Genomic DNA, 25,295 nt, shown 5'->3' with positions numbered 1-25,295 from the left:
ACGGGACGGGATGGCCGCCGATCACAGGTCGCCCGCCAGGATCCGGGCCAGCGAGGCCCCCGGCCGCTCCTCGCTGGCCCGGTGGAAGTGGTCCGCGTACGCCTCGTCGCCGATCGCCGCGCGGGCCCGCCGCTCGCACTCCTCGCGCACCGCCCGCAGCTCCGGGGTGCCGCGCTGCGGATGCCCGACGGTCCGCCAGAGTGCCTGGCCGCTGCCGTAGACGCGGGCGGCGGCCGCGCCGTGGCCCTGGGCCGCCACCGCGGCCGCGAGCAGGTCCAGGCCGAGCGCGATCCCGAACTTGTCGCCGATGCCCGCTTTGGCCGCGAGCATCGCGCGGGCGTGGCCCGCCGACTCCTCCGGCCGGCCCTGGAGCAGCGAGATCAGCGAGAGCTGGTAGTCGACATAGGAGCGGGCCCAGTGCTCGCCGCGCTGCACACACCCCCGGCGCAGCGCGCTCGCCTCGGCGCGGGCCTCGGCGAGCCTGCCCAGGCCGGTGAGCGCGAAGAGCTGGACGAGGTGGCAGCGCAGCCGGGCGGGAGAGCCGAAGGGGGCGGGCGGCGGGGGGCCGAGCGCCTCCTCGGCGACGGTGTGCGCGGACAGCGGGCGGCCGGCCATCAGGTGGGTGAGGCCGAGGAGGTAGCCCGCCTGGAGCACGGCCTCCCCGTCGTCCAGCGCGCGGGCGGCGCGTGCGCACTCCAGGCCCAGGGAGTCGGCCAGGGCCAGGTCGCCCTGGAGGAGCACGGCGACGCCGAGGGCCCACAGCGCGCCGGTGCGTGCCGGGCCCGGTGCCTGATGGGCGGCCAGGGCGCGGGCGAGGTACTCCCTGGCCTCGTGGAGGTGTCCGCAGCAGCTCCAGAAGAAGCCGACGGCGGCGCCGAGTTCCTGGGCCCGTTCCGGGTCGGTGGCCAGGAGGTGGTCCAGCGCGGTGCACAGGTCGACGTGGGCCTCGGCGACCCTGCCGTACCAGCCGACCTGTTCGGGGCCCAGCCAGCCCCGTTCGGCGCGGCGGCCGAAGGCGGCGAAGTGCGCGGCGTGCCGGTCCGCGAGCGTCCTGGTCTCGCCGAGTTCGGCCAGCCACATCCGGCCGTACTCGCGCAGGGTGTCGAGCATGCGGTAGCGGGGGCCCTCGCGGGTGAGCACCGACTTGGCGGCCAGGGCGTCCAGGGTGCGGCGCACGCCCTGCGCGGTGAGCGGGCCGCCCGCGCACACGGCGCCGGCGGACTCCTCGTCGAAGGTGCCGCGGAAGACGGACAGCCGGGCCCACAGCAGCCGTTCCAGCGGGGCGCACAGCTCATGGCTCCAGCCGATGGCGCAGCGCAGCGTCCGGTGCCGCGGCGGGTGTCCCGGGCCGTCGCCGTCGAGGACGTCGAAGCGGGAGGAGAGCCGTTCGGCGATCCGCTCGACGGAGGTGTGCGCCAGCTGCGCGCCGGCCAGCTCCAGCGCCAGGGGGATGCCTTCGAGGCGGCGGCAGATGGCGGCGGCCGCCGCCGCGTGCGGTGCGGCGGTGAGGGGGAGGCCGGGGGCCGCGGTCCTGGCCCGTTCGGTGAACAGGGCCAGCGCGTCGTTGCCGCCGGTGCACGGCAGCGGGCCGATCTCGGTGGTCCACTCGCCGACGAGGCCCAGCGGCTGTCTGCTGGTGACCAGCACGGTCACGCCGGGGGCGGCGGTCAGCAGGTCCCCCAGCAGGTCGCGGCAGGCGTCGACGAGGTGTTCGCAGGAGTCCAGGACCAGCAGCAGCCGTTTGCCGGCGAGCCCTTCGCACAGCACCGCCACCGGCGTCCGCGCCGTGTGGTCGGCCAGCCCGACGGCGTCGCAGACACTGGCCACCAGCCGTCCCGCGCCGTGCAGGGGCCACAGGTCGGCCCAGCAGACCCCGTCGGGGAACCGTGCCGCCGCCGCGCGTGCGGCCCGCATCGCGATCCGGGTCTTGCCCACACCGCCGGGGCCGGTCAGCGTGATCAGCCGATGCACCGTCAACTCCTCGTCGATCCGGCGCAGTTCGGTTCGCCGGCCGATGAAGCTGGTCGACTCCTCGGGAATGTTGCTCAACACCGGGCCAGTGTGCCCCAGTCGCGGCCCCGGCAGGAGCCCGCTGCGGCGGGCCGGGGCGCGAGGTTGACGGCCGGCCCCGTCAGGGGGTGACGACGGGGAAGGTGGGGTCCGGCGTGCGGACGAGGCCCAGCAGCCGGTTCAGCGCCCCGGTCTCGCCGTGCTGTACCGCGTCGCCGGGACCGTGGCCGGCGAGCACGCCGAGCAGCTGGGGCTTGGTGAGGGTGAGCGTGAGGTCCGCGGCACGGGAGCCGGAGGACGGGGGAGCGCCGGGCGAGCTGAGGTGGGTGAGGGCCCCGTGGGAGAGCGTCAGGTGCCAGGTCCGGTCCTCGTCGGGGAGGTGGAGGTCGAGGGTGAGCGCGGTGGACCAGGCGCGGGGGCCGTCGACGCGGATGGCGAGCGAGTCGAGGAGCTGGTCGACGGTCGGGGCCAGGGCGAGGTCGGGGTCGGCGGTGGGGGTGCGGGCCTCGGCGAGGGTGCCGCGCAGCTCCATGGCGCCGGTGAGGTAGAAGTTCCGCCAGGTGCCGTTCTCGCAGCCGTGGCCCAGCCGTTCGTAGACGAGGGCGAGTTCACGCCGGGCGCGGAGGTTGTGGGGGTCGGCGAAGACGGCGTGGTTGAGCAGGGTGGCCGCGAACCGCAGGTCGCCGTCGGCCGCGTACCGCTTGCCCGCGTCGACCGTGGCCTCCAGGCCGCCCATGGTGTCGACATAGCGGCGGGACTGCTCGGCCGGCGGGTGTTCCCACAGGTGGGCGGGGTTGCCGTCGAACCAGCCCAGGTAGCGCTGGCAGATCGCCCTGACGTTGTGGCCGAGCGAGCCGTAGTAGCCGTGGAGGGCGGGGTCCTGCTCCAGGGCGGGCGGCAGCCGGAGTTCCTCGGCGATCTCGGTGGCGGTGTGCCCCTCGTTGAGCAGCCGCAGCGTCTGGTCGTGCAGGTACGCGTACAGGTCGCGCCGGCGGGCGAGGAGGGTCCGGACGCGGTCCTTGCCCCAGGTGGGCCAGTGGTGGGAGGCGAAGGCGACCTCCGCCTCGTCGCCGAAGAGGGCGAGCGCCTCGCCGAGGTGGCGTGACCAGGCACGGGCGTCGCGGACGGGGGCGCCGTGCAGCGGCAGCACGGCGTGCAGGGTGTGGGTGGCGTTATCGGGCAGGCAGAGGGCCTCGTGCGCCGGGAGGCAGAAGTTCATCCCGGCGGGCTCCTCGGTGCCCGGGGTGAGCTGGAAGACCATGCGTACGCCGTCGACGATCTCCTCCTGGCCGGTGCGGGTGATGTCCACGGTCGGCGGGATGAGGGTCATGGTGCCGGTGGAGCGGGTGGTGCCCAGGCCGCAGCCGATCTGGCCGTCGGGGCCCTTGGGGAGCTGCGTGCCGTACAGGTAGACGGCGCGGCGGGTCATGGCGGTCCCCGCGTAGGCCCCCTCGCGGACGGCGTGGCGCAGGAAGCCGGCCGGCGCGAGCACCGGCACGGGGTGGTGGTCGTGCGGCAGGACGCCCCGTCCGCCGCCGAAGTGCTCGCCGTGCGAGTGGGTGTAGATCAAGCCGGTGACCGGCCGGTCGCCGCGGTACTTGCGGTAGAGCTCCAGCGCCGCGGCGGCGGTCTCGGCGCAGGCGAGCGGATCGATGACGACGACGCCGTGGTCGCCCTCGACCAGCGTCATGTTGGTGAGGTCCAGGCCGCGTGCCTGGTAGATGCCGTCGGTGACCTCGTACAGGCCCTGCCGGCTCACCAGCCCGCAGTGCCGCCACAGGCCCTCGTGCGCGGTGTCGGGGCAGTTCCCGGCAAGGAAGCGGTACGCCTCGGCGTCCCAGATGATCCGGCCGTCGTCCGCGGTGACCTGGGGCGGGTCGAGCGCGGCGATGAATCCGCGGTCGGCGTCGGCGAAGTCCTGATGGTCATCCACGGGTGCAGCGGTCACGGGACGCTCCCTCTCCGGGGCGGGCCACAGTCGACGGACCCATGCCACCGATTTAACCGAAGATGGGCGGTTATCGCATGCCTGCGGGCACCCGCCGCGGAGGGGCGCACCGGGCGGTGCTCCGGCCCGGTGCGTCGTGGTGCCGAAGTCGGCCGGGCGGTGCGGCCGTTCGGCGCCCGCGGCCGGCGAAGTCCGTGCCGGGGACCGCGCCGCAGGAGTCCTCGCCGCGGCACGGCACCACTCCCTTCGGCGGCGTTACGGGCGGGGCCGGGCCGGGCACAACATCCGATGACGCTGCCGCCCCGCGCCTCCGGTCCGGCGACCCGGGCCCGGGGCGGTCACCGCGACACCGCTGTGCCCGCCCTCGCCCTGCCGCTCCGGCGCGGCCGTCGGCACGACCCGGAGGAGGGACGACGCTGACCCCGTATGACGAGCACCCGTTCGGCGAGCCGGCCGCGCGCTGCCGGCTCCGTACCGGACCGGACGCCCGCGTCCGCGCCGCGTCAGCCGGCCACCCGGTCCGCCTACGCCCGTACCTCCGCGGTCTCGCCTGGCTGGCGCCGGTCGCGGCGGTGGGCAGCCTGACCGCCGGCATCGTCCTGGCCCACGGGCTCCTGCTCGCGGGCGGACTGGTGCTGGCCGGGCTGTGGGGCCACCTGGCCGCGGACGGCCGCGGCCCGCGCGGCCAACGGGTGACGTTCGCACAGCCGCCAACCGGCTTGCCTCCTGAGAAAGGCAAGCGGCCGGCGGCTGCCGCCCGCTTCACGGGAGGGCGCGTCAGGTGCCGCGGCGGCTCTTCGAGGCCGCGGCGACGCACATGGCACCCAGCAGGAACGTCAGGGCGCCGATGACGACGTTGTTCCAGATGACGCCGGCGTCCGGGCTGCTGCCGACGATCCACGGCGAGATGATCATCCATACGCCGATCGCGCACATCGCACCGCTCAGGCCGTACATCCGCTCGGGGGTCACGGTGAACCCGACCGCCAGGAGGGCGATCGCGATACCGAGGATGAGGTTGTGCGTCACGAGCGCCGGCTGTGCGGCGGTGAAGTGGAGGATCCACGGCGAGACGGCGCAGTACAGACCGACCAGCAACACCGGCCCGTCGACGAGTACCACGTCACGCCCGCCGAGCACCCGCTCGTACCGCGCCTGCATCTCAGAAGCATCGGGGTGACCTGCGAGATCTCCCCTGTGGTGTGAGACGTCGGCCATGCGACTCGCCTCCTTGACTCGCGCTCCGGCCGTTCCGCGGGGCATGGAGCCTCGCACTTTTATTCTGCGCTTATGTCGCCTTTATGTGTAGATGAAGTGCCAAGCGAATTTTGCCGGATATCTGGCGTACCGCCGTCACTGCGGCCCGGTGCCCGCCCCAGGCCCAGATTCCAGCGCCCGCCGCGGCCGCTCAGCTCGGTCACGGTCAGCGGCGGCACATCCAGCCGCCAGAACGCCTCCACGGGAACCCCCAGCGCGCAGACCGCCGCCGCCCGTACGACATCCGGTTCGACGACGGCCACCACCCGGCCCGCGTCCCGGGCCATCTCCGTCAGCCAGCCCTCGACCCGGTCGCACAGCTGCCGCAGCGACTCCCCGCCGTGCCCGGTGAAGTCCGGGTCCGAGAGCCAGGCGGACACCGCGAGCGGCTCGGCGTCGGCGACCTCCGCCAGGGTCCGGCCGCGCCAGCCGCCCATCGCGCAGCCCGCCACCTCCTGCGCGGCGCGCGCCGGCAGCCCCAGCTCCGCGGCCGTGGTCCGGCACCGCACGGAGGGCGAGGCGAAGATCCGGCCGGCGGCCGGGAGCGCGCCGGCCGCGTCCCGGACACGGCGCAGCCCCGCCTCGCCGAGCGGTCCGTCGTCGTCGAAGCGCACCTCGCGCTGGGCCTCGCCCGCGGCCGGTGAGACCAACATCACCCGAGTCGTCACTGTCTCTTCCTCCACCGTTCACCGGCACCGGCAACCCCGAACCCGAGCAAGGGAGTTGCCCGGCCCACGCGCCCTGTCCCGCGCCTCTCCGCCCCCTGCACGGTCTTGGCCCGGGGGTCGGTTCGCGGTACCTTCCCGATGATATTGACGATGACATGACGGAAGCCGGTGGGATCCCGGCGCGGTCGCGCCACTGTATGTCCGGTCGACACCAGCCCAGCAGGGCCGGAACCGGGCGAGCCAGACCCGACATGTCGTTACGCACTCCAACGACCAGGGACGCGAGTTCCCCGCACAGGAGGTTCCGCCATGGCCCAGACCATCGCACCCCCGGCCACCGGCGCCGTCACCCCGGCCCCGCTCCCCCTCAAGACCCTTGCCCCGTGGGCGCTCTTCGTCGGCGTCCTGATGCTCGTTCTGCTGTACTTCATCGGCGCGGAGCAGGGCGCCACCTCCGTCCTCTCCGGCACGGACGTCCACGAGTGGGTCCACGACGGGCGCCACCTCCTCGGCTTCCCCTGCCACTGATCGGACGGCACACCCATGAACTCCGTCACCATCAGAAACCTCCTGGTGCGCGGGATGCTCGCCGGTCTGGCCGCCGGTGTCCTGGCCCTCGTGGTCGCCTATCTGCTGGGTGAGCCGCAGGTGAACGCCGCCATCGCGTTCGAGGAAGCACACAGCCATGAGCACGAGATGGAGGTCGTCAGCCGCGGTGTGCAGTCCACGGCGGGCCTGGCCACCGGCGTGCTCGTGTACGGCGTGGCGCTGGGCGGCATCGCCGCCCTGGCCTTCTGCTTCGCCCTCGGGCGGATCGGCGGGTTCGGCGCCCGCGCCACGGCCGCGCTGCTCTCCGGCGCGGCGCTGCTGGCCGTCTACCTCGTACCGTTCCTGAAGTACCCGGCCAACCCGCCGTCCGTCGGTGACCCCGACACCATCGGCAAACGCACCGCCCTGTACTTCCTGATGATGCTGCTCGGCATCCTGCTGGCCGTCGCCGCCACGATCCTCGGCCGGCGGCTGGCTCCGAAGCTGGGCAACTGGTACGCCACGGTCGCGGCCGGCGCCGCGTTCGTGGTCGCCATCGGCCTCGCCTACGCGTTCCTGCCGGCGATCAACGAGGTGCCGCACGGCTTCTCGCCGACGCTGCTCTGGCAGTTCCGGCTCTCGGCGATCGCCATCCAACTGGTGCTGTGGACCTCCTTCGGGCTGCTCTTCGGTCACCTCGCGGAGCGGGTCGTCCCGACCCGGTCCCCGGCCACCGCGGCCGAGGCGGCGCCCGCCGCCTCCTGACCCCGGCACTCACGAAGGAGGGCTCGCGACGTCCGTCGTCGCGAGCCCTCCTCGTGTTTCCGGGACGGCCGCCCTCGCGGTGCGTCCCGCCGCGTCAGGACAGACCGTGGATGCCGTCCAGGTGCGGCAGGTCGTGGTCGAGGCGCTCGCGCTTGGCGCGGAGGTAGCGGATGTTCTCCGCACGGGGTGTCATCAGCAGCGGGACCTGTTCGGCGACGGCGATGCCGTGCCGCAGCAGGGCCTCGCGCTTGCGCGGGTTGTTCGAGAGCAGCCGCACGGACCGGACGCCGAGGTCCAGCAGCATCTCCGCGGCGACGGCGTAGTCACGCGCGTCGACGGGCAGCCCGAGCGCGATGTTCGCCTCGACCGTGTCCAGCCCGCCCTCCTGCAGCTTCATCGCCCGGAGCTTGGCCAGCAGTCCGATCCCCCGGCCCTCGTGGCCCTGGAGATAGACGAGAATGCCGCGCCCTTCCGCCACGATCGCGCGCAGCGCGGCGGACAATTGATCACCGCATTCACAGTGGGTGGAGGAGAAGACATCGCCGGTGAGACATTCCGAATGCACCCGGGTCAGCACCCGCTCTCCCGCGACATCGCCATGGACCAGAGCCACTTGCTCGATGCCGGTACGGCGGTCCAGATAGCCGACGGCGAGAAATTCACCATATGTGGTGGGCAGCCTGGCCGTCACCACCTGTTCCACGCCCGGTTTGTGGCCGAGGGCATCATCGATTGCGACACGGAGGTCGGTGCGCACGTCGTCGTCGGGGTCCATCATGGCGCGATCGTACCCGCGGGAGGAATGGATCGGCGGGACTCGCTCAGAACACAACAAGTATGCTGCGAGAACCATGACTCGGTGAGTCAGCGACGAAAGGCCGCAGCACACGATGACCCCTTCGGGACACCCGACTCCGGCGCCCGGCCTGTTGCCGGCGGACACCACCGAGGACGTCCGGGCACGCCGGCCGACGATGGCCGTACTGCCGATCGGCAGCTTCGAACAACACGGCGCTTTCCTGCCGTTGACCACCGATACCGTCATCGCCTGCACCATCGCCAGGGAGGTGGCGGCCGGCCGCCCCGTCCAGGTGCTGCCGCCGCTGACCGTGTCCTGTTCGCACGAACACGCCGACTGGCCGGGGACCGTCAGCATTTCGGCGCGCACCCTGCACGCGGTGGTCAGGGACATCGCCGATTCGCTCCGCAGGTCCGGTATCGGCACCCTGATTCTGGTGAACGGACACGGCGGAAATTACGTGCTGCGCAATGTCGTTCAGGAATCCGCGGGGAGCGGCGTGCGGATGGCGCTCTTCCCCGGATCGGCCGACTGGGACGCGGCGCGCAGCCGGGCCGGGGTGGAGACGTCCGGGCACACCGATATGCATGCCGGAGAGGCCGAGACGTCCATTCTGCTGTACGCCCATCCCGAATTGGTCAAGGAAGGCTACGAATCGTCGGATTGGGTCGCCGATGACCGGAAGCACCTGCTGACGCTCGGCATGTCGGCGTATACCGAATCCGGGATCATCGGGCGTCCTTCGCTGGCGTCCGCCCGGAAGGGGAAGGAATTGCTGGCCGGCCTGGCCGAGGCATTCGACGAGTATGCCGCGCTGTCCGGCGCGGGAACGGAAGCCCATGACTGAGGTACTCGACGCGGCGGCCGCCTGGGAGCGGCTGCGGACGATCCGTACCGCCGACCAGGCGCGGGCCGCCGGGATGGTGGCCGACGAGGACGGCGGACTGCGGTGGGCCGGGCCCGCCACGCCGGAGGCGGTGGAGCTCGCGGCCCGCTATCTGCCGCTGTGCCTGGCCGGGCCCCGGGCCGCGTTCGCGCAGCTCGGGCAGAGCCTGGACGGCTTCATCGCGACCCGTACCGGCGACGCCGACTATGTCACCGGGGCGGAGGACCGCTGCCATCTGCACCGCCTGCGAGCACTGGCCGATGCGGTGGTCGTCGGGGCCGGCACCGCCGTGGCGGACGATCCCCGGCTGACCGTACGGGCCTGCACGGGCGACAGTCCGGTGCGGGTGGTGCTCGACCCGCGGGGCCGGGTGCCGCTGCACAGCGGGGTGTTCACCGACGGTGCCGCGCCGACGCTGTGGGTGGTGGGACCGGACGTCACCGCCGCGCCCCGCGGCAGCCACGTTGACGTGCTGGTGCTGCCGGACGCGGACGCCGCCGCTCCCCCGCGCCTGCTGGCGGCGCTGGCGCGGCGCGGGCTGGGCCGGGTGCTGGTCGAGGGGGGCGGGGTCACCGTGTCGCGCTTCCTGCGGGAGGGGGCGCTGCACCGGCTCTATGTCACCGTCGCCCCGGTGCTGCTCGGCGACGGCGTGCCCGGCCTGCGCTTCCCCGGTACCCCGGTGATGCGGGAGGCGCTACGCCCGCCGCTGCGACGCGCCCTGCTCGGCGAGGACACGCTCTTCGAACTCGAACTGCGGGCGTTCGGTGCGCCGTTCGGCGGACCGGCGGACGAGCAGCACCCCGGCGCCCGGGAGGCTCGCGACGAAGGCGAGGACACCGTAGACCACGGCGGTGGTGAGCCCCTGCGCCGCGCCTAGCCCGGCGGCGCCGAACGCCCAGGCGGCGGCGCCCTCCCGGGGGCCCCAGCCGCCGACGTTCAGCGGCAGTGCCATCGCGAGCAGCGCCAGCACCACGAGCGGCACCAGTTCGGCGGTCGGCGCGTCGGCGCCCGCGACCCGGGCGGCCAGCACGAACATCCCGAGGTAGCCCGCCAGGACCACCACGGAGGAGAGCGCGACGCCGGGCCAGACGCCGCGGGCCAGCAGGCCCTGGCGGGCCTCGGTCAGCACGGTGCGCAGGGCGCGTTCGGCGCGCGAGGCGCCCCGCCTCCGGCGCAGCAGGACCGCGCCCGCCACCAGCAGCACGCCCGCCGCGGCCGCGGTCAGGGCGACCGCGGGCGAGGTCAGGAAGCGGGTGACCGGCGCCAGCACGGGCGAGGGCCGGACGAGCAGCACCACCGTCCCTGCGACGAGCAGCACGAGTTGGCCCGCGGTGCGCTCCAGGACCACCGCCCGTACGCCCCGGCCGAGGTCACCGGAGTGCCGGCCGTGGTGGACGGCGCGGTGCACATCGCCCAGGACGCCGCCGGGCAGCGCCGCGTTCAGGAACAGCGCCCGGTAGTAGTCCGCGACGGCCCCGCCCAGCGGCAGCCGCAGCCCGAGGCCACGGGCCACCAGGCACCACCGCCAGGCGCTGAACACCGTGGTGAGCGCGCCGATGGCGAGGGCGGCCAGCAGCGTGCCGGCGTCGATCCTGCGCAGGCCGTCCAGGAAGGCGGCGGAGCCCAGGTGCCACACCAGCGCCACCAGGATGGCCAGTCCCGCGAGCAGCCTGAGCCACGCCGCCCAGCGGGACCGGTTCATCCCGCGCTCCCGGACGCGGGCCCGGGCAGCGCCAGCAGATCCGTGTGGTGCACCGCGACCGACAGCTCCCCGGCCGCGCACTCCTCCAGCCGCCGGCGCAGGTAGGCCACCGCCTCCGGGGCCAGCTCCGGCCGCTGGGCGTGCGCCGCGCCGACCCAGCCGCGCAGCCATTCGGCGGTCAGCGCGGATTCCGCGCAGTCGAGCCGCCAGGCGCTGGGCCGCACCACCACGGTCGCGCCGCGCCGCTCGAACGCCGCGACGGCCGCCGCGATGGCGTCCGGTCCGAGCAGCGCGCGGCCCTGGTCCGTGCGCCGCTGGTGGTCGTTGAAGGCGTCGGCGATCTCGGTGTCGAGCGGGTCGGGCGGTGTCAGTTCGACGCGTCCGGCGACGGAGAGGGCCAGCAGCACGGGGCAGCCGGCGTCCACACAGGCGTCGGCGAGCGCCTCGACCTCGTCGCGGGTGAGCAGATCGAGCAGCGCGGAGGCGGTCACCAGCGAGGTGCCGGCGAGGTCGGCGGCGGTGAGGGCGGCCAGGTCGCCGCGCCGGGTGGTGGCGTCGACGGGCGTGCCGTCGGCGGCGGTCACCGGCATCCGGGCGCCGGCGTGCGCGAGCAGCAGGGGGTCGAGGTCGTGGAGGACCCAGTGCTGGGGTCCGGGCAGCCGGACGGCGAGCCAGCGCCCCATCGAGCCCGTGCCGCACCCGAGGTCGCGGATCACCAGGCCGCCCTTGCCCCCGGGCGGTCCTTCGGGCGCCCGCGCGGACATCCACTCCAGGAGTGGATGCAGCAGCTCGGGGGCGCGGGCGGCGGCATCGGCGCGCTCGCGCAACTCCAGCCACCGCGGGGCGAATCGGGGCCTGTCGGTCGCGTTCACCGTGCGCTCCGGTTCTCGTTCCGGAGCCGTTCCAGCGCTCCGACCAGACTGTGCGACGTCATCTCCCACCCCTCCAGCATGGCACGCCGTGCGCGTGCGGCATTCTTCAACCCGTCCCGCAGTCGCGGGTCTTCCAGCCAGTCGCGCAGCGCCCCGGCGACGGCCGACGGCCGGCCGGGCGGGACGAGCACGCCCGGCACCGTGCCGTCGGGGGCCCGCCCGACCGCCTCCGGCAGCCCGTCGACCTCCGTCGCCAGCACCGGGATGCCGCGGGCCAGCGCCTCGGTGACCACCATGCCGTAGGTCTCCGCGTACGAGGTGAGGACCAGCAGGTCGGCGGCGGCGTAGCGGGCTGCCAGGTCCGCGCCGGCCTGTGGTCCGGTGAGGTCGACCCGGTCGTCGAGCCCGGACCGTGCGATGCCGCGCCGCAGTTGGGCGACGTACTCCGGGTCGCGGTCGAGCCCGCCGACGCAGGCGCAGCTCCAGGGCAGCTCGGTGACGGTGGCGAGGGCGTCCACCAGGAGGTGCTGGCCCTTGCGCGGGGTGACCGCGGCGACGCACAGCAGCCCGGAGGCGCCGTCCGTGCCCGGCGCGAGGGGCGCCGCGTCGGCTCCCGGCCGGGCGACATGGACCCGGTCCGCGTCCAGTCGGTGGTGGTCGACGAGTCTGCGGGCGGCCCATGCGCTGGTGGCCACGACGGCCCCCGCGGCGTGCAGGGTGCGGCGTTCGCGGGCGTCCAGCTCCGCCGCCAGGGCGGGGTCGAGTCCGGTCTCGTCGGCCAGCGGCAGGTGGACGAGGACGGCGAGCCGCAGCCGCGCCGCCTCGGGGACCAGGACCTCGGGGACGCCGCAGGCGACCAGGCCGTCGAGGAGGACCACGGCGCCGTCCGGCAGCGCCGCGAGGTACCGCCCCAGCTCGGTCTGGGCGGCGGCGTCCGGCCGCGGCCAGCCGCCGGCCGCGGCATGCGGGCGCACCTGCCAGCCGGCGGCCGGGAGGTCGCGGCACACCCGGCGGTCGTAGGTGTTGCCGCCGCTGGGGACCGCCGGATCGTCGACGTCACCGGGGAGGACGAAGTGCACCACCCGCTCCGCCTCCGCGGTGGCGCCGGTCGAGGTCACAGGGTGCGCTCGTACGTCGCCCAGGCGATGTGCGACTCGTGCAGGGTGACCGAGATCCCCGCCAGCTCGCGGGCGCCCGCGCCGAAGTTGCCCGCCTCGATGCGGGCGGCGAGCCGGTCGGCGATGACCTTGGCGAGCGCCTCCGTCGAGGTGTTGATGCCGGCGAAGTCGGGCTCGTCGTCGAGGTTGCGGTAGTTCAGCTCCCCGATCACGGCGCCGAGTTCCTGGGTGGCCAGGCCGATGTCGACGACGATGTTGTCGGCGTCGAGCTCGGCGCGGCGGAAGGTGGCGTCCACGATGAAGGTCGCGCCGTGCAGACGCTGCGCGGGTCCGAAGACCGCGCCCCGGAAGCTGTGGGCGACCATCAGGTGATCGCGGACGGTGATGCTGAACAAGGCCGTTCCTCCGGTGTGATGTCGGTCTCATGCGGGGTGTCGTCGGGGGGCGGATTCCGGTCGGTCCGCCGGGGGTCGTCAGCCGCCGTCGGGCCCGTAGCGGATGCGGTGGCACAGCGCCGGGAGATCACCGGAGGCGAGGCGGGGCATCACCCGCGGCAGGTCCTCGAAGTCCGACTCGCCGGTGATCAGCGCGTCGAAGGCGGGGTCGGCGAGCAGGTCGAGGGCGACGGCGAGCCGGTCGGCGAAGGTGCGGCGGGGCCGGGCCGGGGAGACCGTGCCCACCTGGCTGCTGCGCACGACCAGTCTGCGGGAGTGGAACGCCTCCCCCAGCGGCAGGCTGACCTGCCGGTCTCCGTACCAGCTCAGCTCGATCACGGTGCCTTCCGGGGCGAGCAGTTCGAGCGAGCGGGTCAGGCCCCGCTCGGTGGCGCTGGCGTGCACGACCAGGTCGCAGTCGCCCAGGGCGTCCGCGGGCAGCGCGAAGTCCACCCCCAGCGCCCGTGCGGTGGCGGCGCGCGCGGGGTCGGCGTCGACCAACTGCACCCGGACGCCGGGGAAGCGGGCCAGGACCGCGGCGACACTGCAGCCGACCATCCCCGCACCGACCACCGCGATCCGGTCGCCGACCAGCGGCGCGGCGTCCCACAGGGCGTTCACCGCGGTCTCGACCGTGCCGGCCAGCACGGCACGCGCGGCGGGCACGGTGTCCGGCACCGGGGTGACGGCGCTCGCCGGGACGACGTAGCGGGTCTGGTGCGGGTACAGGCAGAAGACCGTACGGCCCAGCAGCTCGTGCGGCCCCTCCTCGACGACGCCAACATTGAGGTAGCCGTACTTGACCGGCGCGGGGAAGGCGCCTTCCTGGAACGGCGCCCGCATCACGGTGTGCTGGCTCTCGGGGACGCCGCCGCGGAAGACCAGGGTCTCCGTTCCGCGGCTCACCCCGGAGCAGACGGTGCGCACCAGAACCTCGTCGGCGGCGGGCTCCGGCAGGGGCACCGTACGGAGTTCGCCCTGACCTGGAGCGCTTAGCCAAAAAGCACAAGCGACGCGCGGCATCGGGATCCTCCTGGACGCTACGGCGATGGTTCATCGATGCTGGAGATCATCAGGACGCCGTCACCCTACGCGGCGCCCTTCGACTCCGCTACACATCCCGGGAGGCAGGGTGGCCGTACAAGAGCGCTACGACACAAGGCCGTTCGGACCGGACATCACGGCCGGCATGGGCGTCCAGCTGCTGCTGCTCGAAGTGCTGTGCCGGGTGGGCGGTCTGGGCACCGTGGGCTGGTTCACGGGGTGCCTGTTCGCCGTGGCCACCTGGGCGCTGCTCACCGTCGCGCTGCGCCGGACGTGGACCACGTCGTTCGGTCCGGCCAACCGCGTCACGCTGGCCCGCACCATCCTCGTCGGCGGGGTGACCGCGCTGGTCGCGGACTCCTTCGACCGGCGGACACCGGTTGTGGTGCTGGTCACGTTCGCCGCCGTGGCACTGGCCCTGGACGCGGTCGACGGTCAGGTGGCCCGGCGCACCGGAACGTCGACGTCACTGGGGGCGCGCTTCGACATGGAGGTGGACGCCTTCTTGATCCTGGTGCTCTGCGTCCATGTCGCGATCCCGCTGGGCGCCTGGGTGCTGGCCATCGGCCTCATGCGGTACCTCTTCGTCGCGGCGTCCTGGGTGCTGCCGTGGCTGCGCGGCGCCCTGCCGCACAGCATGGCCCGCAAGACCGTGGCGGCGCTGCAGGGCGTCGTGCTGGTCGCGGCCGGCACGGGAGTCCTGCCGCGGGCCTCGGCGATCGCCGCGGTGGCCGTGGCGCTGGGGCTCCTGGTGTGGTCCTTCGGACGTGATGTCGCGTGGCTGTGGCGGGCCGGGGTCGCGGCGGGTGTCCCGCCGGTGGCCGCGATCGGCGGCCCGCCCCTCGCCGGGGTCACGTCCCGGCGTGCCGGCCCAGATAGATGACCAGCACCAGGAAGACCAGCAGCAGTTGGGCCACGAGGACGGAGAGCAGCACCTGCCGCCACGGGCTGCGCCGCGGGGCGCGGCGGGTGAGCCGGACCGACCCGGGCAGCTGTGCCAGCCGGGTCCCGGGGCGCACCGCGGTGGTACGGGCCCGCCGGACGCCGCAGCGCGGCGAGGTGCGGGGGCGGGCGGTGCTCTCCGGGCAGGCCCGGCCGTGCCCGGGGGCGGTGCGCAGCGGGCCCCGACCTGGGGGGCGCCCCCGGCAGGGGCGTACGGTGCCCCGCCCGGAGGCCATGGGTATGCAGGTGCGGGAGCGGACCGCCCGCCAGGGCGGCGGTCCCTTGCGCCGCGGTGTGCCGGACATCCGCGTCACCCTTTTCCGGTGGTGAGGGGGCGGGCCTGTCCCGGGCGGCTTGCGGGCGCGCGGTGCGGCGGGCGGATCACGTGACCGCCCCCACCCCGTCGGCCGCCGGCACCGCGCCGGTCTCGGCCTGCCGCAGCTCGGCGAGGAGCGCGTGCTGCCCGTCGAGCACCTCGGCCAGGACCCGGCGGGCGGCGCGCAGCAGCTCCGCGACCTCGCCGCCGGCCAGTTCGTAGACGACGGTGGAGCCGCTGCGGGTGGCCGTCACGATGCCGGAGCGGCGCAGCACCGCGAGCTGCTGGGAGAGCGCGGACGGCTCCACCTCGATCGCGGAGAGCAGTTGCCGTACGGGCATCGGGCCGCTCTGGAGCAGCTCCAGCACCCTGAGGCGGACCGGGTGGCCCAGCATCCGGAAGAATTCGGCCTTGGCCTGACAGAGCGGAACCCAGGCGCCGTTCACCTCCCCGCCTCGCTTCCGGGACCGGGCGCGGACCGCGCCGCGCGCACCCGTTTCCGTACCGATCCGGCGAAACCGCCCACGCATGTCCTCCGCGTTCAGGCCGAACGGCCATCGCGTCATCTGTTGAATTGCGGAATTCTGCAACTGTAGACGAGGGGGCGGGCGACTTGAACGGGTGGGCCGGACAAACCGGGGAGCGGTTCGGGCACGGACCGCCCGGCACCGCGCGCCCGGCCGCCCGCCGGCCCGCCGGATCCCGCCGCCCGGCCGGGCCCGCAGTACGGCTGTCCCGCGAACTCCCTTCAGGGAGGCTTGAGTTGCCGCACCGTCACCCGTACCGAGAGGCCCGGCCCCGCACCGCTCACGGCCCCGCGGAAGCCGGCCCGCCCCGCGGGTATCCGCTGGCACTCTCCCACCCCCCAACCGCATAGTGACGCCCATGACTTCGCTGATACGTCACCTCACGATCGACTGCACCGACGCCTACCGCCTGGCCTGTTTCTGGGCCGAGGCGCTGGACGGCACCTTGGCCGAGGACGACCTGCCGGGCGACCCGGAGGCCACGGTCACCTCCGCGGGCGGGACCCTGCTGTTCGTCACGGTGCCCGACGCCAAGGCCGGGAAGAACCGGGTGCACCTCGATCTGCGGCCGCAGGACCGCGGCCGGGACGAGGAGGTGGAGCGGCTGCTGGCGCTCGGCGCGACCCTGGTGGCCGACCACCGGCGGGCCGACGGGACCGGGTGGGCGACGCTGGCCGACATCGAGGGCAACGAGTTCTGCGTGGAGCGCAGCGCGGCCGAGCGGGCGGGCTGACCCCTCGGGCGTCAGCCCTGTCCGGAACCGGCCGCCTCGACGCGCTCCCGTGCCTCGGCGAGGTCCTCGTCCGTGGGGGCGTCGTCCTGGCTGAGCCGGCGGCGCCAGTACCCGCTGAAGTCGATCTGCTCCTTGCCGACACCGCGCTCCTCGACGAGATGGCGCCGCAGCGCCCGCACCGTGCCCGCCTCGCCGGCCAGCCAGGCGAAGACCCGGCCCGCCGGGAAGGCGAGGGCGCGCACGGCCGCCGGCAGGGCGTCAGGGTTCCCGGCGCCGGGGCCCGTTCGGTGGACCCACCGCACGGTGAGGTCCGCCCGGGTCGCGAGGCGCTGTTCCTCGGCGGCGTCCGCCACCTCGACGCAGGCCAGGGCGCGGGCGCCGGCGGGCAGCGCTTCGAGGAGGGAGCCGATGGCCGGCAGCGCGGTCTCGTCGCCGGCCAGCAGCAGCCAGTCGGCGGTGTCGAGGGGCAGCGGCCTGGCGTACTCGGGCGACGGGCCGTACCGGGCGAGGGTGTCGCCGACGGCGGCGGAGGCGGCCCACCGGGTGGCCGGCCCGGCCGTCGCCGGATCCGTGCCGTGCAGCACGAAGTCGACGCTGATCCGCTGTCGCACGGGGTCGTAGGAGCGCACGGTGTAGCTGCGCATCCACGGCCGTTCGTCCTCGGGAAGGGCGAGGAACGCCTGGTACCAGCCCATCGCATCGCCGTCGGGGACCCCCTCGGGCAGCCGGGGCGCCGCCTGGCCGGGCCGGGGGAAGCACAGCTTGAGCTGCTGGTCGGGCCAGGTGGGGAGGTCGTCGAGGCCCTCCCCGGCGAAGGTGACGCGGACCATGCGGGGGGTGAGGCGCCGGACCTCGGTGACCTGGACGAGCGCGACGGGAACGGCCGTCATCGGATCCTCCGTGAGGCAGAAGGGGGTTCGGGCGGATGCTGACGTGATGACACCTGGGGCGGAGCGGGTGGCCGACGCGCCGTCGGCGCATCGACGGCGTCGCGGGAGCTTGCTATCTTTACACCGTAAAGAGTTCGCTCGGCGACGTTACTTTATGCCGTAAGGAGTGGCAAGTGGTCGTATTCGCGGGCCAGGGCGACGCCCGCCGTTCGATGGCCCTGCTGTGGCGCGCGGAAGGCGCCGCGCCCCCGCGCGCCGCACGGGGGTCGGGGCCCAGACCGGCGCTGAGCGTGGCGGCGATCATCGAGGCAGGGGTGGCGATCGCGGACGCCGACGGCATGGCGGCGCTGTCCATGCGCGCGGTCGGCGAGCGCCTGGGGCGTACGGCGATGGCGCTCTACACCTACGTCCCCGGCAAGAGCGAGCTGGTGGACCTGATGCACGACCACGTGCTGGCCGAGCTGCCCGCCGAGTACGACCTGGCACCGGGCTGGCGGGCCGCGCTGACGTCCTGGGCCGAGGACACCTGGGACTTCTCGCTCCGTCACCCCTGGGTCCTCCAGATCTCCCAGGCGCGGCCGGTGCTCGGCCCGCACGAATACCGCTCCCTGGAGACGCTGCTGCGCGTGCTGTACGCGACCGGGCTGGACTCCGCGGCGCTGCGGCGGATCGTCGGGACCCTGTTCCACTGCGTCCGGGGCGCCGCGCGGACGGTCGCCGAGTCGCGGCTGGCCACGGCGTCGACGGGGGTGTCCGACGAGGAGTGGTGGCAGGCCCGCTCCGGCGTGCTGACCGAGGTGGTCCCCGACTTCGCGGAACGCTTCCCGCTGCTGGTCCGGCTCGACACCGAGGGCGCCGTACCGGAGCCGGACGACTCGGTGCCCTACCTGGAGCGCGAGGCGCGGGCCACCTTCGAGGCCGGCCTCACGGTGATCCTCGACGGCATCGAGGCGGCGGTCCGCCGCGGCCGCTGAACGGGCGGCCGACGCCCGTTCGGCGGCCGTCCCCCGGGGCCGTTGGGGTGATCTGGCGCGCTCAGCGCCCCGGACGGGTGTCGTCGGCCGGTCCTGGCGCGTTGGTCTTCCGTGACCGTTTCCCGCGTCCGTCCGTGGTTCCTGCCGACCAGCCTCTCGGCGTTCCTGACCGAGGTGTGGCCGGAGGAAACGGCTGACGCCCCGTCGGAAGCCGGGCCCGATGCTCCGTCCGGCACCCCCTCCGATACCCGGTCAGGTGATACCCCTCCGGGTGCCCGCCGGCCGAGCGCCGAGGCGCCCCGCACCACCGGCGAGGACCCCGCTGACCGGCCCTGATCGGCAGTCCGGTGCCGGGCGGGCCAGCGGACTTGACGGCGTGTCGGCAGCGGGCCGGCGCACACAGCGTCATCGTCGGGTCACCACATGTGGCGAGCGGCAGTGATCGCCCATAGCTTCGCCTCATGGCGCTTCGACAGATGACATACATGGGCTGTGTCGCAGGGATGCTGGTCGGCGGACTGGGCGCGGCATCACCGAGCGACGCAGCGGAACGACACGTCGTCCACCCCGGACAATCGATCCAGCGAGCGGTGGACAGAGCGAAGCCGGGCGACACCGTCTTCATCCGGCCCGGCCTCTACCGGGAGAGCGTGGTCATCCGCAAGTCGCGGATCCGCCTCGTCGGCGCGGGCCACAAGACCGTGATCGAACCGGGCGGCAAGCGGGCCGGGAACATGTGCGCGAGGGCCGGCAACGGCATCTGCGTCATCGGCCCGGCGGGCCGGCCGCTGCGGGACGTCAGCATCCGTTCGCTGACCGTCAAGGGCTTCAAGAAGAACGGCATCTGGGCGTCCCGCACCGACCGGCTGCTCGTCCACGACGTGGCCGCGCGGCACAACGGGGTGTGGGGCATCGCCCAGGAGAGGTCCGTCCGCGGGCTGATCCGCGACAACGTCGTCACCGGCAACGGCGACTCCGGCATCTTCCTGGCGAACACGGTCAAGGAGGAGGCCGGGGCCACCGACACCCGCGGGGCCACGGTCACCGAGAACTACCTCGCGGAGAACCGCATCGGCATCACCGTGCGCCGCGTCAGGAACCTGACGGTCGCCCACAACACCGTCACCAAGAACTGCGGCGGCATCTTCGTCGTCGGCGACGAGTCCCGTCCCCGGGCGGGCGCGCTGTCCGTCCGCAACAACACCGTCGTCAAGAACAACAAGTACTGCCCCCGCACCCCGCGCCTGCCGTTCCTCCAGGGGTCCGGCATCGTCCTCACCGGCGCCGAGAAGACGCTGGTACGGCGCAACCTGATCCGCGACAACGTCGGCAAGTCCCCGCTCTCCGGCGGCATCGTGCTCTTCCACAGCTTCGTGAAGGCGACCAACGAGCACAACCTCGTCATCGACAACCTCGTGCTCGGCAACAAGCCGGTGGACCTCGCCAACCGCGACCCCAAGGGCAAGGGCAACCGGTTCGTCCACAACATCTGCCGGACCTCGCAGCCGCCGGGTCTGTGCCGGCGCCAGGAGGAGCACGGCGCACAGACCTCTTCAACCGGAGAATAGAGGCGGAATGACCACCGTGAGTCCCACCCCCCAGCCGGCCATGCGGCTCAGGGAGCTCGTCTTCGGCGCCGCCTGTGCGGCGGCCGTACGGGCGGCGGCGCAACTCCGCGTCGCCGACGCACTGGGCGACCGGCCCACCACCGCGGAGGAACTGGCCGCCGCGGTCAAGACCGAGGCGCGGCCGCTGGACCGGCTGCTGCGCACCCTGTCGTGCTACGGGATCTTCGAGGAGACCGACGACGGGACGTACGTCCACACGGAGATGTCCCGGCTGCTGCGGGAGGACACCCCCAACAGCCTGCGGTACATCTCGCTGTGGTGCACCGAGCCGTGGACCTGGGCGGCCTGGCCCCGGCTCGACGACGCGGTGCGCACCGGCCGCAACGTCTTCGACGACCTGTACGGCAAGAGCTTCTTCGAGTACCTGCACCAGGACGCCGGGGACTCGGCCGAGGTCTTCAACCGCGCGATGACCACGTCCAGCAAGCAGTCGGCACAGGACATCGCGGACCTGCTCGATCTGAGCGGCGCGTCGTCGGTGGCGGACATCGGCGGCGGCCAGGGGCATGTGCTGGCCAGTCTGCTGGAGAAGTACCCCGCTCTGGAGGGCACGCTGCTCGATCTGCCCACCGTCGTGGCGAACCCGGACCCCCGGCTGCGCGAGGGCGGTCCGCTCGCCTCGCGGGTGCGGGTGGTGCCCGGCGACTGCCGCGAGGACATCCCGGTCCGGGCCGATGTCTACATCATCAAGAACATCCTGGAGTGGGACGACGAGAGCACCCGCAGGACACTGCGCAACGTCGTCGCGGCCGCCCGTCCCGGAGCCCGCGTCGTGATCATCGAGAACCTCGTCGACGACAGCCCGTCGATGAAGTTCACCACCGCCATGGATCTGCTGCTGCTGTTGAACGTGGGTGGCGCCAAGCACACCAAGGCGAGCCTGGTCAGCCGGATGGCGGAGGCCGGCCTGAAGGTCGGCGAGATCCGGGAGGTCAATCCGTACCTACACGCCTTCGAGTGCACCGTCCCCGAGTGAGATGACCCGGCACGGCAGGTCGCCCGGTGTGGAGGCTTCTCCTCACCGGGCGACCTTGCCCTTTTCCGGGACGGCGCGGGAGCCGGGGGATCGCCCCGGTTCCCCGTACGCGTCAGCCGCTGCCGTCGCGCTGCCAGCTGTAGAACTGCTGGGCCATCGCGTCCTTGGGGCTCCGCCAGGTCTCGGGGTCGTACGCGCTGACGAAGGCGGACAGCTTGTCGCTGACGGCGCGGAACTCCGGGTGCTCCGTCACCTTGGCGATCTCCGGGCCGGGCGGCCGGTCGGATTCGATGAGGTGCAGATACACGTCACCGAACTGGAAGAGGGTCCGTCGCGAGACGCCGACCAGGTGCGGCAGTTCCGTACGGTCCGAGGCCTTGAAGACCTCGGCGATGTCCGGAGCCGAACCGGGCGCCATACGAGCGACGATCAGAGCGTGGTGCATCGGGGAGATCCCTTCGTTGCCACCGGGTGGCGGTCCGCACCCGGCCTGGCGGGCCGTCAGCCGACGGTGGTGGACCGCAGCTCGCGGTCGCGCTGTTCGATGCGGTCCCGGATGAGCTCCATCTGGATCCGGGAGTTGCGGTTGATGAGCTCGGTCATGCCCTTGTCGTCGACCGGGGCGTCCGGCTTCATCGCGAAGTCCTGGGTCCAGTGCATGGAGGTGCCGCCCGGGATCTCGCTGTACTGCCAGTGGATGTCCATGTGCTGGAACGGGCCGGTCTCGACCCGGCGGGCGCGGACGGTGCGGTTGCGGCGGTCGACGGTCCGCTCGGAGACCCAGCTCCACACGGTGCCGTTGTCGTCCGGGTGCATCGTCAGCCGGAAGGTGGTCGTGTCGCCCTCCCTGGACAGCACCTCGACCGAGGCGTACTCGCTGAACAGCTGCGGCCAGTTCTCGATGTCGTTGGTGATGTCCCAGACGAGGTCGAGCGGTGCCGCGATGGTGATGTCGTTCTCGGTGTGGCCGGACATGTCAGGCTCCTGTCGTAGACACATTCTCTTGGGCGGATTGGGGGACGGTTCGACCGGTGTTGACCAGATCGAGGAAGTCGCGCGGCGTCCGGCAGCGTTCCGCGTCGGTCGGCATCGGCCGGCCCTGCCGGTTCTCCAGCTCGCCGACGATGCCGAGCAGGCCCAGCGAGTCCAGGCCGAACTCGGTGAACGTCGCGTCGGGCCGGTTCGCCAGCTCCTTCGGGTCGACGGTGAGCCCGGCGGCGGACTTCATCAGCGCGGCCAGCTCATTGAGCGTCAGTTGAGCGTTCATGTGCAGTTCTCCTTCTCACGAGGGGGACGGGGAGCCCTTGCGCAGCACCATCGCCGCGTTCGAGCCCATCAGTCCCCGGCTCAGCACCAGCGCCGTCCGCAACTCGGCGGGGCGGGCCCGCCCGGTCACCACGTCAAGGTCGTGGCAGACGTCGACGACGTTGGGGGTGGGCGGCACGACGCCCTGCTCCATCGAGAGCACCGCGGCAGCGGTGTCCAGGACGGGGGCGCCGCAGTACGCCCGCCCGGTGCCGGTCTTGGGTGCGGTCACCGGGACCTGCGAGGCGTGCCGGCCCAGGGCGTCCGCGATCGCCAGCGCCTCGGCCCGGTCGGCCGCGGGGACGCCGAGCGCGTCCGCGAACACCACATCGATCTCCTCCGGGGCGCACCGCGCGTCGGCCAGCGCGCCGCGGATGGCGTGGGCGAGCCCCTCCCGGGACGCCTCCCACAGGGAGGCACCGGTGAAGGTGGCGGCGTGCCCGGCCAGTACGGCCCGGACGCTCGCCCCGCGGCTCACGGCCGCCGCCTCCTCCTCGACGATCAGCATCGCGCCGCCCTCGGCGGGCACGAACCCGCAGGCGCCGTCGGTGAACGGCCGGTAGGCGCGGGCCGGATCGTCGAGCTTGCTCAGATCGTCGTAGCCGAGCTGGCAGACGACCGAGTAGGGGGCCAGGGGCGCCTCGGCGGCGCCCACGACGACGGCGTCGGTGCCGCGCCGAATGGTGCGGGCGGCGTGCGCCAGGGCGTCCAGACCGCCCGCCTCGTCGCTGGCCACGACTCCGCACGGCCCCTTGAAGCCGCCGCGGATGGAGATCTGTCCGGTGCTCGCCGCGTAGAACCAGGCGATCGACTGGTACGGGCCGACGTGGCGGGAGCCCTGGCCCCAGAGCCGTTGCAGCTCCCGCTGGCCGAACTCACCGCCACCCGATCCGGCGGCCGTGACGACGCCCACCGCGAACGGCGAGTCGTTGTAGTCGGCACGGCCGAGCCGGGCGTCGTCCAGCGCGAGGTTGGCCGCCGCCATGGCGAAGTGGGTGAACCGGTCGGTCTGGACGAGGTAGCGCTCCTCGATCAGATCCGCCGGATCGAACCCGCGGACCTCGCCGGCGACCTTGAGCGGAAGGTGCTCGCACCCCTCACGGGTGACGCGGTCGAGGACGCTGATGCCCTCGACCGTCGCCTTCCAGAAGGTCTCGGTGCTCACCCCGTTGGGGGCGATGACACCCATGCCGGTGACGACGGAACGACGTGTTTCCGGGGAGCTCATGATGCCCTCCCACCCTGTCGGGTCAGTACCACCGCTGACTGGAATCCACCGAAGCCGCTGCCGACCGAGAGCACCGAACGCAGCGGCAGCTCCCGGGCCGTCTTGGGCACGTAGTCGAGGTCGCACTCCGGGTCCGGAGTCTCGTAATTGGCCGTGGGCGGCACCACTTGGTGGGTGAGTGCCAGCACACAGGCCACGATCTCGATCGCGCCGATCGCCCCGAGCGAATGGCCCACCATGGATTTGATGGAACTCATCGGGATCTTGCGGGCGTGTGCGCCGAGCGACCGCTTGACCGCGGCCGTCTCGTGCCGGTCGTTCTGCTGGGTGCCCGAGCCGTGCGCGTTGACGTAGTCCACCTGGGTGGCGTCGATCCTGGCGTGGCCGAGGGCGCGGTTGATCGCCTCGGCCATCTCCAGGCCCTCCTGGGTGAGACCGGTCATGTGGTACGCGTTGCCGAAGGTGGCGTAGCCGCGTATCTCGCAGTGGATCGTCGCGCCGCGGGCGCGGGCGTGTTCCAGCTCCTCCAGGACGAGGACGGCGCCGCCCTCCCCCATCACGAATCCGTCGCGGTGGGCGTCGAAGGGACGGGAGGCGTGTGCCGGATCGTCGTTGTTCGCCGAGGTCGCCTTGATCGCGTCGAAGCAGGCCACGGTGATCGGGGAGATCGGTGAGTCGGAGGCGCCGGCCACGCAGACATCGACCCGGCCCTCCTCGATGGACTGGAAGGCGTAGCCGATGGCGTCGAGGCCGGAGGTGCAGCCCGTCGAGACGGTCTGCACCGGGCCGTGGGCGCCGATCTGCTCCGCCACCGCGGAGGCGAGCGAACTCGGGGAGAACGCCCGCTCCAGGTACCGGCCGGCGGGCCGGTGGTCGACGTCCCACCGGGCACCGTGGTCGCTGACCGCGACGTAGTCGTGCTCCAGGCGCGTGGTGCCGCCGACCGCGGTGCCCAGGGACACCCCGACCCTCCAGGGGTCCTCGGACTCCGTGTCGAGACCGGCGTCGCGCAGCGCCTCCTCGGCGGCGACCATCGCGAACTGGATGTACCGGTCCGAGCGGGCCACCTGCTCCTCGCTCAGCCCGTGTGCCGCCGGGTCGAAGTCGCACTCGGCGGCGATGCGCGAGCGGAACCCCTCCGGGTCGAAGAGGGTGATGCCGCGGGTCGCCGTGCGGCCTGCGGACAGCAGGTCCCAGAAGGCGGGCACACCCACACCGCCCGGAGCGACGATCCCGACGCCGGTGACCGCCACACGGCGGGTCATGACACCGGCTCCGTGCGTTCCGGTGGTGCGGCCGGTGTGCTCTCCTCCGTGCCCTCGGTGTCGACGTGTCCGAGCTCCGGACGCGGGGCGAGCGGACCGAGGTGGAAGACCATCCGGGCCTCCACGTCGCCGACATTGCGGAAGCGGTGCCGCATGTACGGGGGGATCAGCAGCCCCTGGTCCGGGCGCAGCGGGTGCGGTTCCCCGTCGAGGTCCACTTCGAGCGCGCCTTGGACGACGTACACGAACTCCTCGGAGTAGGGGTGGTAGTGCTCGCCGATGCGCTCGCCGGGCTGCACGAGTGCCATGCCCATGAAGCCGCTCGTGGCGCCCACCGCGCTGGGTGTCAGCATGGCGCGCAGATCACCTCCGCGCCGGCGGTTGGGCTGGGTCTCGCTGAGGTCCACGATGCGTGGGCGGTGCGTGGTCATGGCTGCTTCCTCCAGGGGCATGGGGCCGGGGGTGGATGAGAGGGAGGGC

At 73.3% G+C, this 25,295-nt stretch carries 27 protein-coding genes and 1 pseudogene; 9 read left to right on the top strand and 19 right to left on the bottom strand.

The features are described 5' to 3' along the window. Window positions 1-21 precede the first annotated feature (21 nt). From K7396_RS31975 to K7396_RS31960, 4 genes are all read right to left on the bottom strand, one after another. Window positions 22-2,052 (bottom strand): ATP-binding protein, encoded by a 2,031-nt coding sequence (locus K7396_RS31975; RefSeq protein WP_152104517.1) that lies wholly within the window; start codon window positions 2,050-2,052, stop codon window positions 22-24. A 79-nt stretch (window positions 2,053-2,131) separates the two neighbouring features. Continuing rightward, a complete protein-coding gene (locus K7396_RS31970) occupies window positions 2,132-3,958 on the bottom strand; it encodes an alkyl/aryl-sulfatase (RefSeq protein WP_086719009.1) in 1,827 nt (608 codons plus the stop codon). A gap of 777 nt (window positions 3,959-4,735) precedes the next feature. Further along, window positions 4,736-5,176, bottom strand: a complete 441-nt coding sequence (locus K7396_RS31965; RefSeq protein ID WP_086719010.1) for an SPW repeat protein — start codon at window positions 5,174-5,176, stop codon at window positions 4,736-4,738. A gap of 59 nt (window positions 5,177-5,235) precedes the next feature. Next, entirely contained in the window at window positions 5,236-5,868 is a 633-nt protein-coding gene (locus K7396_RS31960; RefSeq protein WP_174886899.1) for a histidine phosphatase family protein, read from the bottom strand. Between the two features lie 324 nt (window positions 5,869-6,192). On the opposite strand from K7396_RS31960, the gene K7396_RS31955 reads away from it, so the two are divergent. Next, window positions 6,193-6,411 (top strand): CbtB domain-containing protein, encoded by a 219-nt coding sequence (locus K7396_RS31955; RefSeq protein WP_152104518.1) that lies wholly within the window; start codon window positions 6,193-6,195, stop codon window positions 6,409-6,411. Between the two features lie 15 nt (window positions 6,412-6,426). Then, window positions 6,427-7,176 (top strand): CbtA family protein, encoded by a 750-nt coding sequence (locus K7396_RS31950; protein ID WP_152104519.1) that lies wholly within the window; start codon window positions 6,427-6,429, stop codon window positions 7,174-7,176. 94 nt (window positions 7,177-7,270) lie between these two features. Here K7396_RS31950 and ribA read toward each other — a convergent pair whose 3' ends face one another. After that, the gene (ribA, locus tag K7396_RS31945) at window positions 7,271-7,879 is read right to left on the bottom strand and encodes a GTP cyclohydrolase II (RefSeq protein ID WP_174886902.1); all 609 of its coding nucleotides are present in this window, start codon (window positions 7,877-7,879) and stop codon (window positions 7,271-7,273) included. A 187-nt stretch (window positions 7,880-8,066) separates the two neighbouring features. Here ribA and K7396_RS31940 point away from each other — a divergent pair, with 187 nt between their 5' ends. Together K7396_RS31940 and K7396_RS31935 are read left to right on the top strand one after the other, a co-directional pair. Further along, entirely contained in the window at window positions 8,067-8,822 is a 756-nt protein-coding gene (locus tag K7396_RS31940) for a creatininase family protein (RefSeq protein WP_086719619.1), read from the top strand. After that, window positions 8,782-9,453: pseudogene (locus K7396_RS31935) on the top strand (RibD family protein); the annotation flags it as partial. The gene K7396_RS31940 and the pseudogene K7396_RS31935, both read left to right, overlap by 41 nt. Window positions 9,454-9,555: 102 nt before the next feature. On the opposite strand, the gene K7396_RS31930 reads toward K7396_RS31935, so the two are convergent. The 5 genes from K7396_RS31930 to K7396_RS31910 all read right to left on the bottom strand — a co-directional run bounded on the left by K7396_RS31930 (window position 9,556) and on the right by K7396_RS31910 (window position 14,010). After that, window positions 9,556-10,563 (bottom strand): lysylphosphatidylglycerol synthase transmembrane domain-containing protein, encoded by a 1,008-nt coding sequence (locus K7396_RS31930; RefSeq protein WP_174886900.1) that lies wholly within the window; start codon window positions 10,561-10,563, stop codon window positions 9,556-9,558. Further along, window positions 10,560-11,435, bottom strand: coding sequence for a class I SAM-dependent methyltransferase (locus K7396_RS31925; protein ID WP_086719618.1), 876 nt, complete (start codon window positions 11,433-11,435; stop codon window positions 10,560-10,562). Before K7396_RS31925 ends, K7396_RS31930 begins: the two co-directional genes overlap by 4 nt. Next, on the bottom strand, window positions 11,432-12,553 hold the full coding sequence (locus K7396_RS31920) for a glycosyltransferase family 4 protein (RefSeq protein ID WP_086719617.1): 1,122 nt from the start codon (window positions 12,551-12,553) through the stop codon (window positions 11,432-11,434). Before K7396_RS31920 ends, K7396_RS31925 begins: the two co-directional genes overlap by 4 nt. Further along, window positions 12,550-12,948 (bottom strand): 6-pyruvoyl trahydropterin synthase family protein, encoded by a 399-nt coding sequence (locus tag K7396_RS31915; RefSeq protein WP_086719616.1) that lies wholly within the window; start codon window positions 12,946-12,948, stop codon window positions 12,550-12,552. Before K7396_RS31915 ends, K7396_RS31920 begins: the two co-directional genes overlap by 4 nt. 78 nt (window positions 12,949-13,026) lie before the next feature. Further along, entirely contained in the window at window positions 13,027-14,010 is a 984-nt protein-coding gene (locus K7396_RS31910; RefSeq protein WP_086719615.1) for a zinc-dependent alcohol dehydrogenase, read from the bottom strand. A 109-nt stretch (window positions 14,011-14,119) separates the two neighbouring features. Here K7396_RS31910 and K7396_RS31905 point away from each other — a divergent pair, with 109 nt between their 5' ends. Then, window positions 14,120-14,914, top strand: coding sequence for a CDP-alcohol phosphatidyltransferase family protein (locus K7396_RS31905; RefSeq protein ID WP_373866905.1), 795 nt, complete (start codon window positions 14,120-14,122; stop codon window positions 14,912-14,914). Here the strand turns inward: K7396_RS31905 and K7396_RS31900 are convergent. Together K7396_RS31900 and K7396_RS31895 are read right to left on the bottom strand one after the other, a co-directional pair. Then, entirely contained in the window at window positions 14,883-15,278 is a 396-nt protein-coding gene (locus tag K7396_RS31900; RefSeq protein ID WP_086719614.1) for a hypothetical protein, read from the bottom strand. The genes K7396_RS31905 and K7396_RS31900 overlap by 32 nt on opposite strands. Window positions 15,279-15,354: 76 nt before the next feature. Next, complete coding sequence (locus tag K7396_RS31895; RefSeq protein ID WP_263295975.1) at window positions 15,355-15,735, bottom strand: ArsR/SmtB family transcription factor; 381 nt, start codon at window positions 15,733-15,735, stop codon at window positions 15,355-15,357. 439 nt (window positions 15,736-16,174) lie between these two features. Between K7396_RS31895 and K7396_RS31890 the strand changes: the two genes are divergently transcribed. Beyond that, window positions 16,175-16,549: a VOC family protein gene (locus K7396_RS31890; RefSeq protein WP_086719613.1), complete on the top strand. Its 375-nt coding sequence runs from the start codon at window positions 16,175-16,177 to the stop codon at window positions 16,547-16,549. A gap of 11 nt (window positions 16,550-16,560) precedes the next feature. On the opposite strand, the gene K7396_RS31885 is transcribed toward K7396_RS31890, so the two are convergent. Further along, window positions 16,561-17,439: a siderophore-interacting protein gene (locus K7396_RS31885; RefSeq protein ID WP_086719612.1), complete on the bottom strand. Its 879-nt coding sequence runs from the start codon at window positions 17,437-17,439 to the stop codon at window positions 16,561-16,563. Between the two features lie 173 nt (window positions 17,440-17,612). Between K7396_RS31885 and K7396_RS31880 the strand changes: the two genes are divergently transcribed. The 3 genes from K7396_RS31880 to K7396_RS31870 all read left to right on the top strand — a co-directional run bounded on the left by K7396_RS31880 (window position 17,613) and on the right by K7396_RS31870 (window position 21,017). After that, window positions 17,613-18,413: a TetR/AcrR family transcriptional regulator gene (locus K7396_RS31880; protein ID WP_086719611.1), complete on the top strand. Its 801-nt coding sequence runs from the start codon at window positions 17,613-17,615 to the stop codon at window positions 18,411-18,413. 461 nt (window positions 18,414-18,874) lie between these two features. After that, window positions 18,875-19,981: a right-handed parallel beta-helix repeat-containing protein gene (locus tag K7396_RS31875; RefSeq protein WP_373866906.1), complete on the top strand. Its 1,107-nt coding sequence runs from the start codon at window positions 18,875-18,877 to the stop codon at window positions 19,979-19,981. A 7-nt stretch (window positions 19,982-19,988) separates the two neighbouring features. Further along, window positions 19,989-21,017, top strand: coding sequence for a methyltransferase (locus tag K7396_RS31870; protein WP_086719609.1), 1,029 nt, complete (start codon window positions 19,989-19,991; stop codon window positions 21,015-21,017). Between the two features lie 112 nt (window positions 21,018-21,129). Here the strand turns inward: K7396_RS31870 and K7396_RS31865 are convergent, their stop codons facing one another. Genes K7396_RS31865 through K7396_RS31840 form a run of 6 tightly spaced genes read right to left on the bottom strand, consistent with a single transcriptional unit; the run spans window position 21,130 to window position 25,246 of the window. Next, on the bottom strand, window positions 21,130-21,462 hold the full coding sequence (locus K7396_RS31865) for a TcmI family type II polyketide cyclase (protein ID WP_030083343.1): 333 nt from the start codon (window positions 21,460-21,462) through the stop codon (window positions 21,130-21,132). Between the two features lie 56 nt (window positions 21,463-21,518). Further along, window positions 21,519-21,992 (bottom strand): SRPBCC family protein, encoded by a 474-nt coding sequence (locus K7396_RS31860; RefSeq protein WP_086719608.1) that lies wholly within the window; start codon window positions 21,990-21,992, stop codon window positions 21,519-21,521. 1 nt (window position 21,993) lies between these two features. Then, a complete protein-coding gene (locus tag K7396_RS31855; protein ID WP_086719607.1) occupies window positions 21,994-22,284 on the bottom strand; it encodes an acyl carrier protein in 291 nt (96 codons plus the stop codon). Window positions 22,285-22,299: 15 nt separating this feature from the next. Continuing rightward, a complete protein-coding gene (locus K7396_RS31850) occupies window positions 22,300-23,550 on the bottom strand; it encodes a ketosynthase chain-length factor (protein WP_086719606.1) in 1,251 nt (416 codons plus the stop codon). After that, window positions 23,547-24,815: a beta-ketoacyl-[acyl-carrier-protein] synthase family protein gene (locus tag K7396_RS31845; RefSeq protein ID WP_086719605.1), complete on the bottom strand. Its 1,269-nt coding sequence runs from the start codon at window positions 24,813-24,815 to the stop codon at window positions 23,547-23,549. The genes K7396_RS31850 and K7396_RS31845 overlap by 4 nt, the downstream gene beginning before the upstream one ends. Continuing rightward, entirely contained in the window at window positions 24,812-25,246 is a 435-nt protein-coding gene (locus tag K7396_RS31840) for a cupin domain-containing protein (RefSeq protein WP_030083353.1), read from the bottom strand. The genes K7396_RS31845 and K7396_RS31840 overlap by 4 nt, the downstream gene beginning before the upstream one ends. Between the last annotated feature and the right edge of the window lie 49 nt (window positions 25,247-25,295).

This window comes from Streptomyces angustmyceticus (genome assembly GCF_019933235.1).
In the GTDB taxonomy this organism is placed as follows: domain Bacteria; phylum Actinomycetota; class Actinomycetes; order Streptomycetales; family Streptomycetaceae; genus Streptomyces; species Streptomyces angustmyceticus.
The sequence above is the reverse complement of the archived record's forward strand: the minus strand, read 5'-3'. Positions and strand labels throughout refer to the sequence as shown.

Coding starts and splice junctions, on each gene's coding strand:
- K7396_RS31850 (WP_086719606.1), bottom strand. CDS start 23,550: ATGAGCTCCCCGGAAACACGTCGTTCCGTCGTCACCGGCATGGGTGTC.
- K7396_RS31855 (WP_086719607.1), bottom strand. CDS start 22,284: ATGAACGCTCAACTGACGCTCAATGAGCTGGCCGCGCTGATGAAGTCC.
- K7396_RS31910 (WP_086719615.1), bottom strand. CDS start 14,010: ATGCCGCGCGTCGCTTGTGCTTTTTGGCTAAGCGCTCCAGGTCAGGGC.
- K7396_RS31845 (WP_086719605.1), bottom strand. CDS start 24,815: ATGACCCGCCGTGTGGCGGTCACCGGCGTCGGGATCGTCGCTCCGGGC.
- K7396_RS31840 (WP_030083353.1), bottom strand. CDS start 25,246: ATGACCACGCACCGCCCACGCATCGTGGACCTCAGCGAGACCCAGCCC.
- K7396_RS31865 (WP_030083343.1), bottom strand. CDS start 21,462: ATGCACCACGCTCTGATCGTCGCTCGTATGGCGCCCGGTTCGGCTCCG.
- K7396_RS31870 (WP_086719609.1), top strand. CDS start 19,989: ATGACCACCGTGAGTCCCACCCCCCAGCCGGCCATGCGGCTCAGGGAG.
- K7396_RS31875 (WP_373866906.1), top strand. CDS start 18,875: ATGGCGCTTCGACAGATGACATACATGGGCTGTGTCGCAGGGATGCTG.
- K7396_RS31900 (WP_086719614.1), bottom strand. CDS start 15,278: ATGTCCGGCACACCGCGGCGCAAGGGACCGCCGCCCTGGCGGGCGGTC.
- K7396_RS31940 (WP_086719619.1), top strand. CDS start 8,067: ATGACCCCTTCGGGACACCCGACTCCGGCGCCCGGCCTGTTGCCGGCG.
- K7396_RS31965 (WP_086719010.1), bottom strand. CDS start 5,176: ATGGCCGACGTCTCACACCACAGGGGAGATCTCGCAGGTCACCCCGAT.
- K7396_RS31890 (WP_086719613.1), top strand. CDS start 16,175: ATGACTTCGCTGATACGTCACCTCACGATCGACTGCACCGACGCCTAC.
- K7396_RS31860 (WP_086719608.1), bottom strand. CDS start 21,992: ATGTCCGGCCACACCGAGAACGACATCACCATCGCGGCACCGCTCGAC.
- K7396_RS31960 (WP_174886899.1), bottom strand. CDS start 5,868: ATGTTGGTCTCACCGGCCGCGGGCGAGGCCCAGCGCGAGGTGCGCTTC.
- K7396_RS31950 (WP_152104519.1), top strand. CDS start 6,427: ATGAACTCCGTCACCATCAGAAACCTCCTGGTGCGCGGGATGCTCGCC.
- K7396_RS31955 (WP_152104518.1), top strand. CDS start 6,193: ATGGCCCAGACCATCGCACCCCCGGCCACCGGCGCCGTCACCCCGGCC.
- K7396_RS31930 (WP_174886900.1), bottom strand. CDS start 10,563: ATGAACCGGTCCCGCTGGGCGGCGTGGCTCAGGCTGCTCGCGGGACTG.
- K7396_RS31885 (WP_086719612.1), bottom strand. CDS start 17,439: ATGACGGCCGTTCCCGTCGCGCTCGTCCAGGTCACCGAGGTCCGGCGC.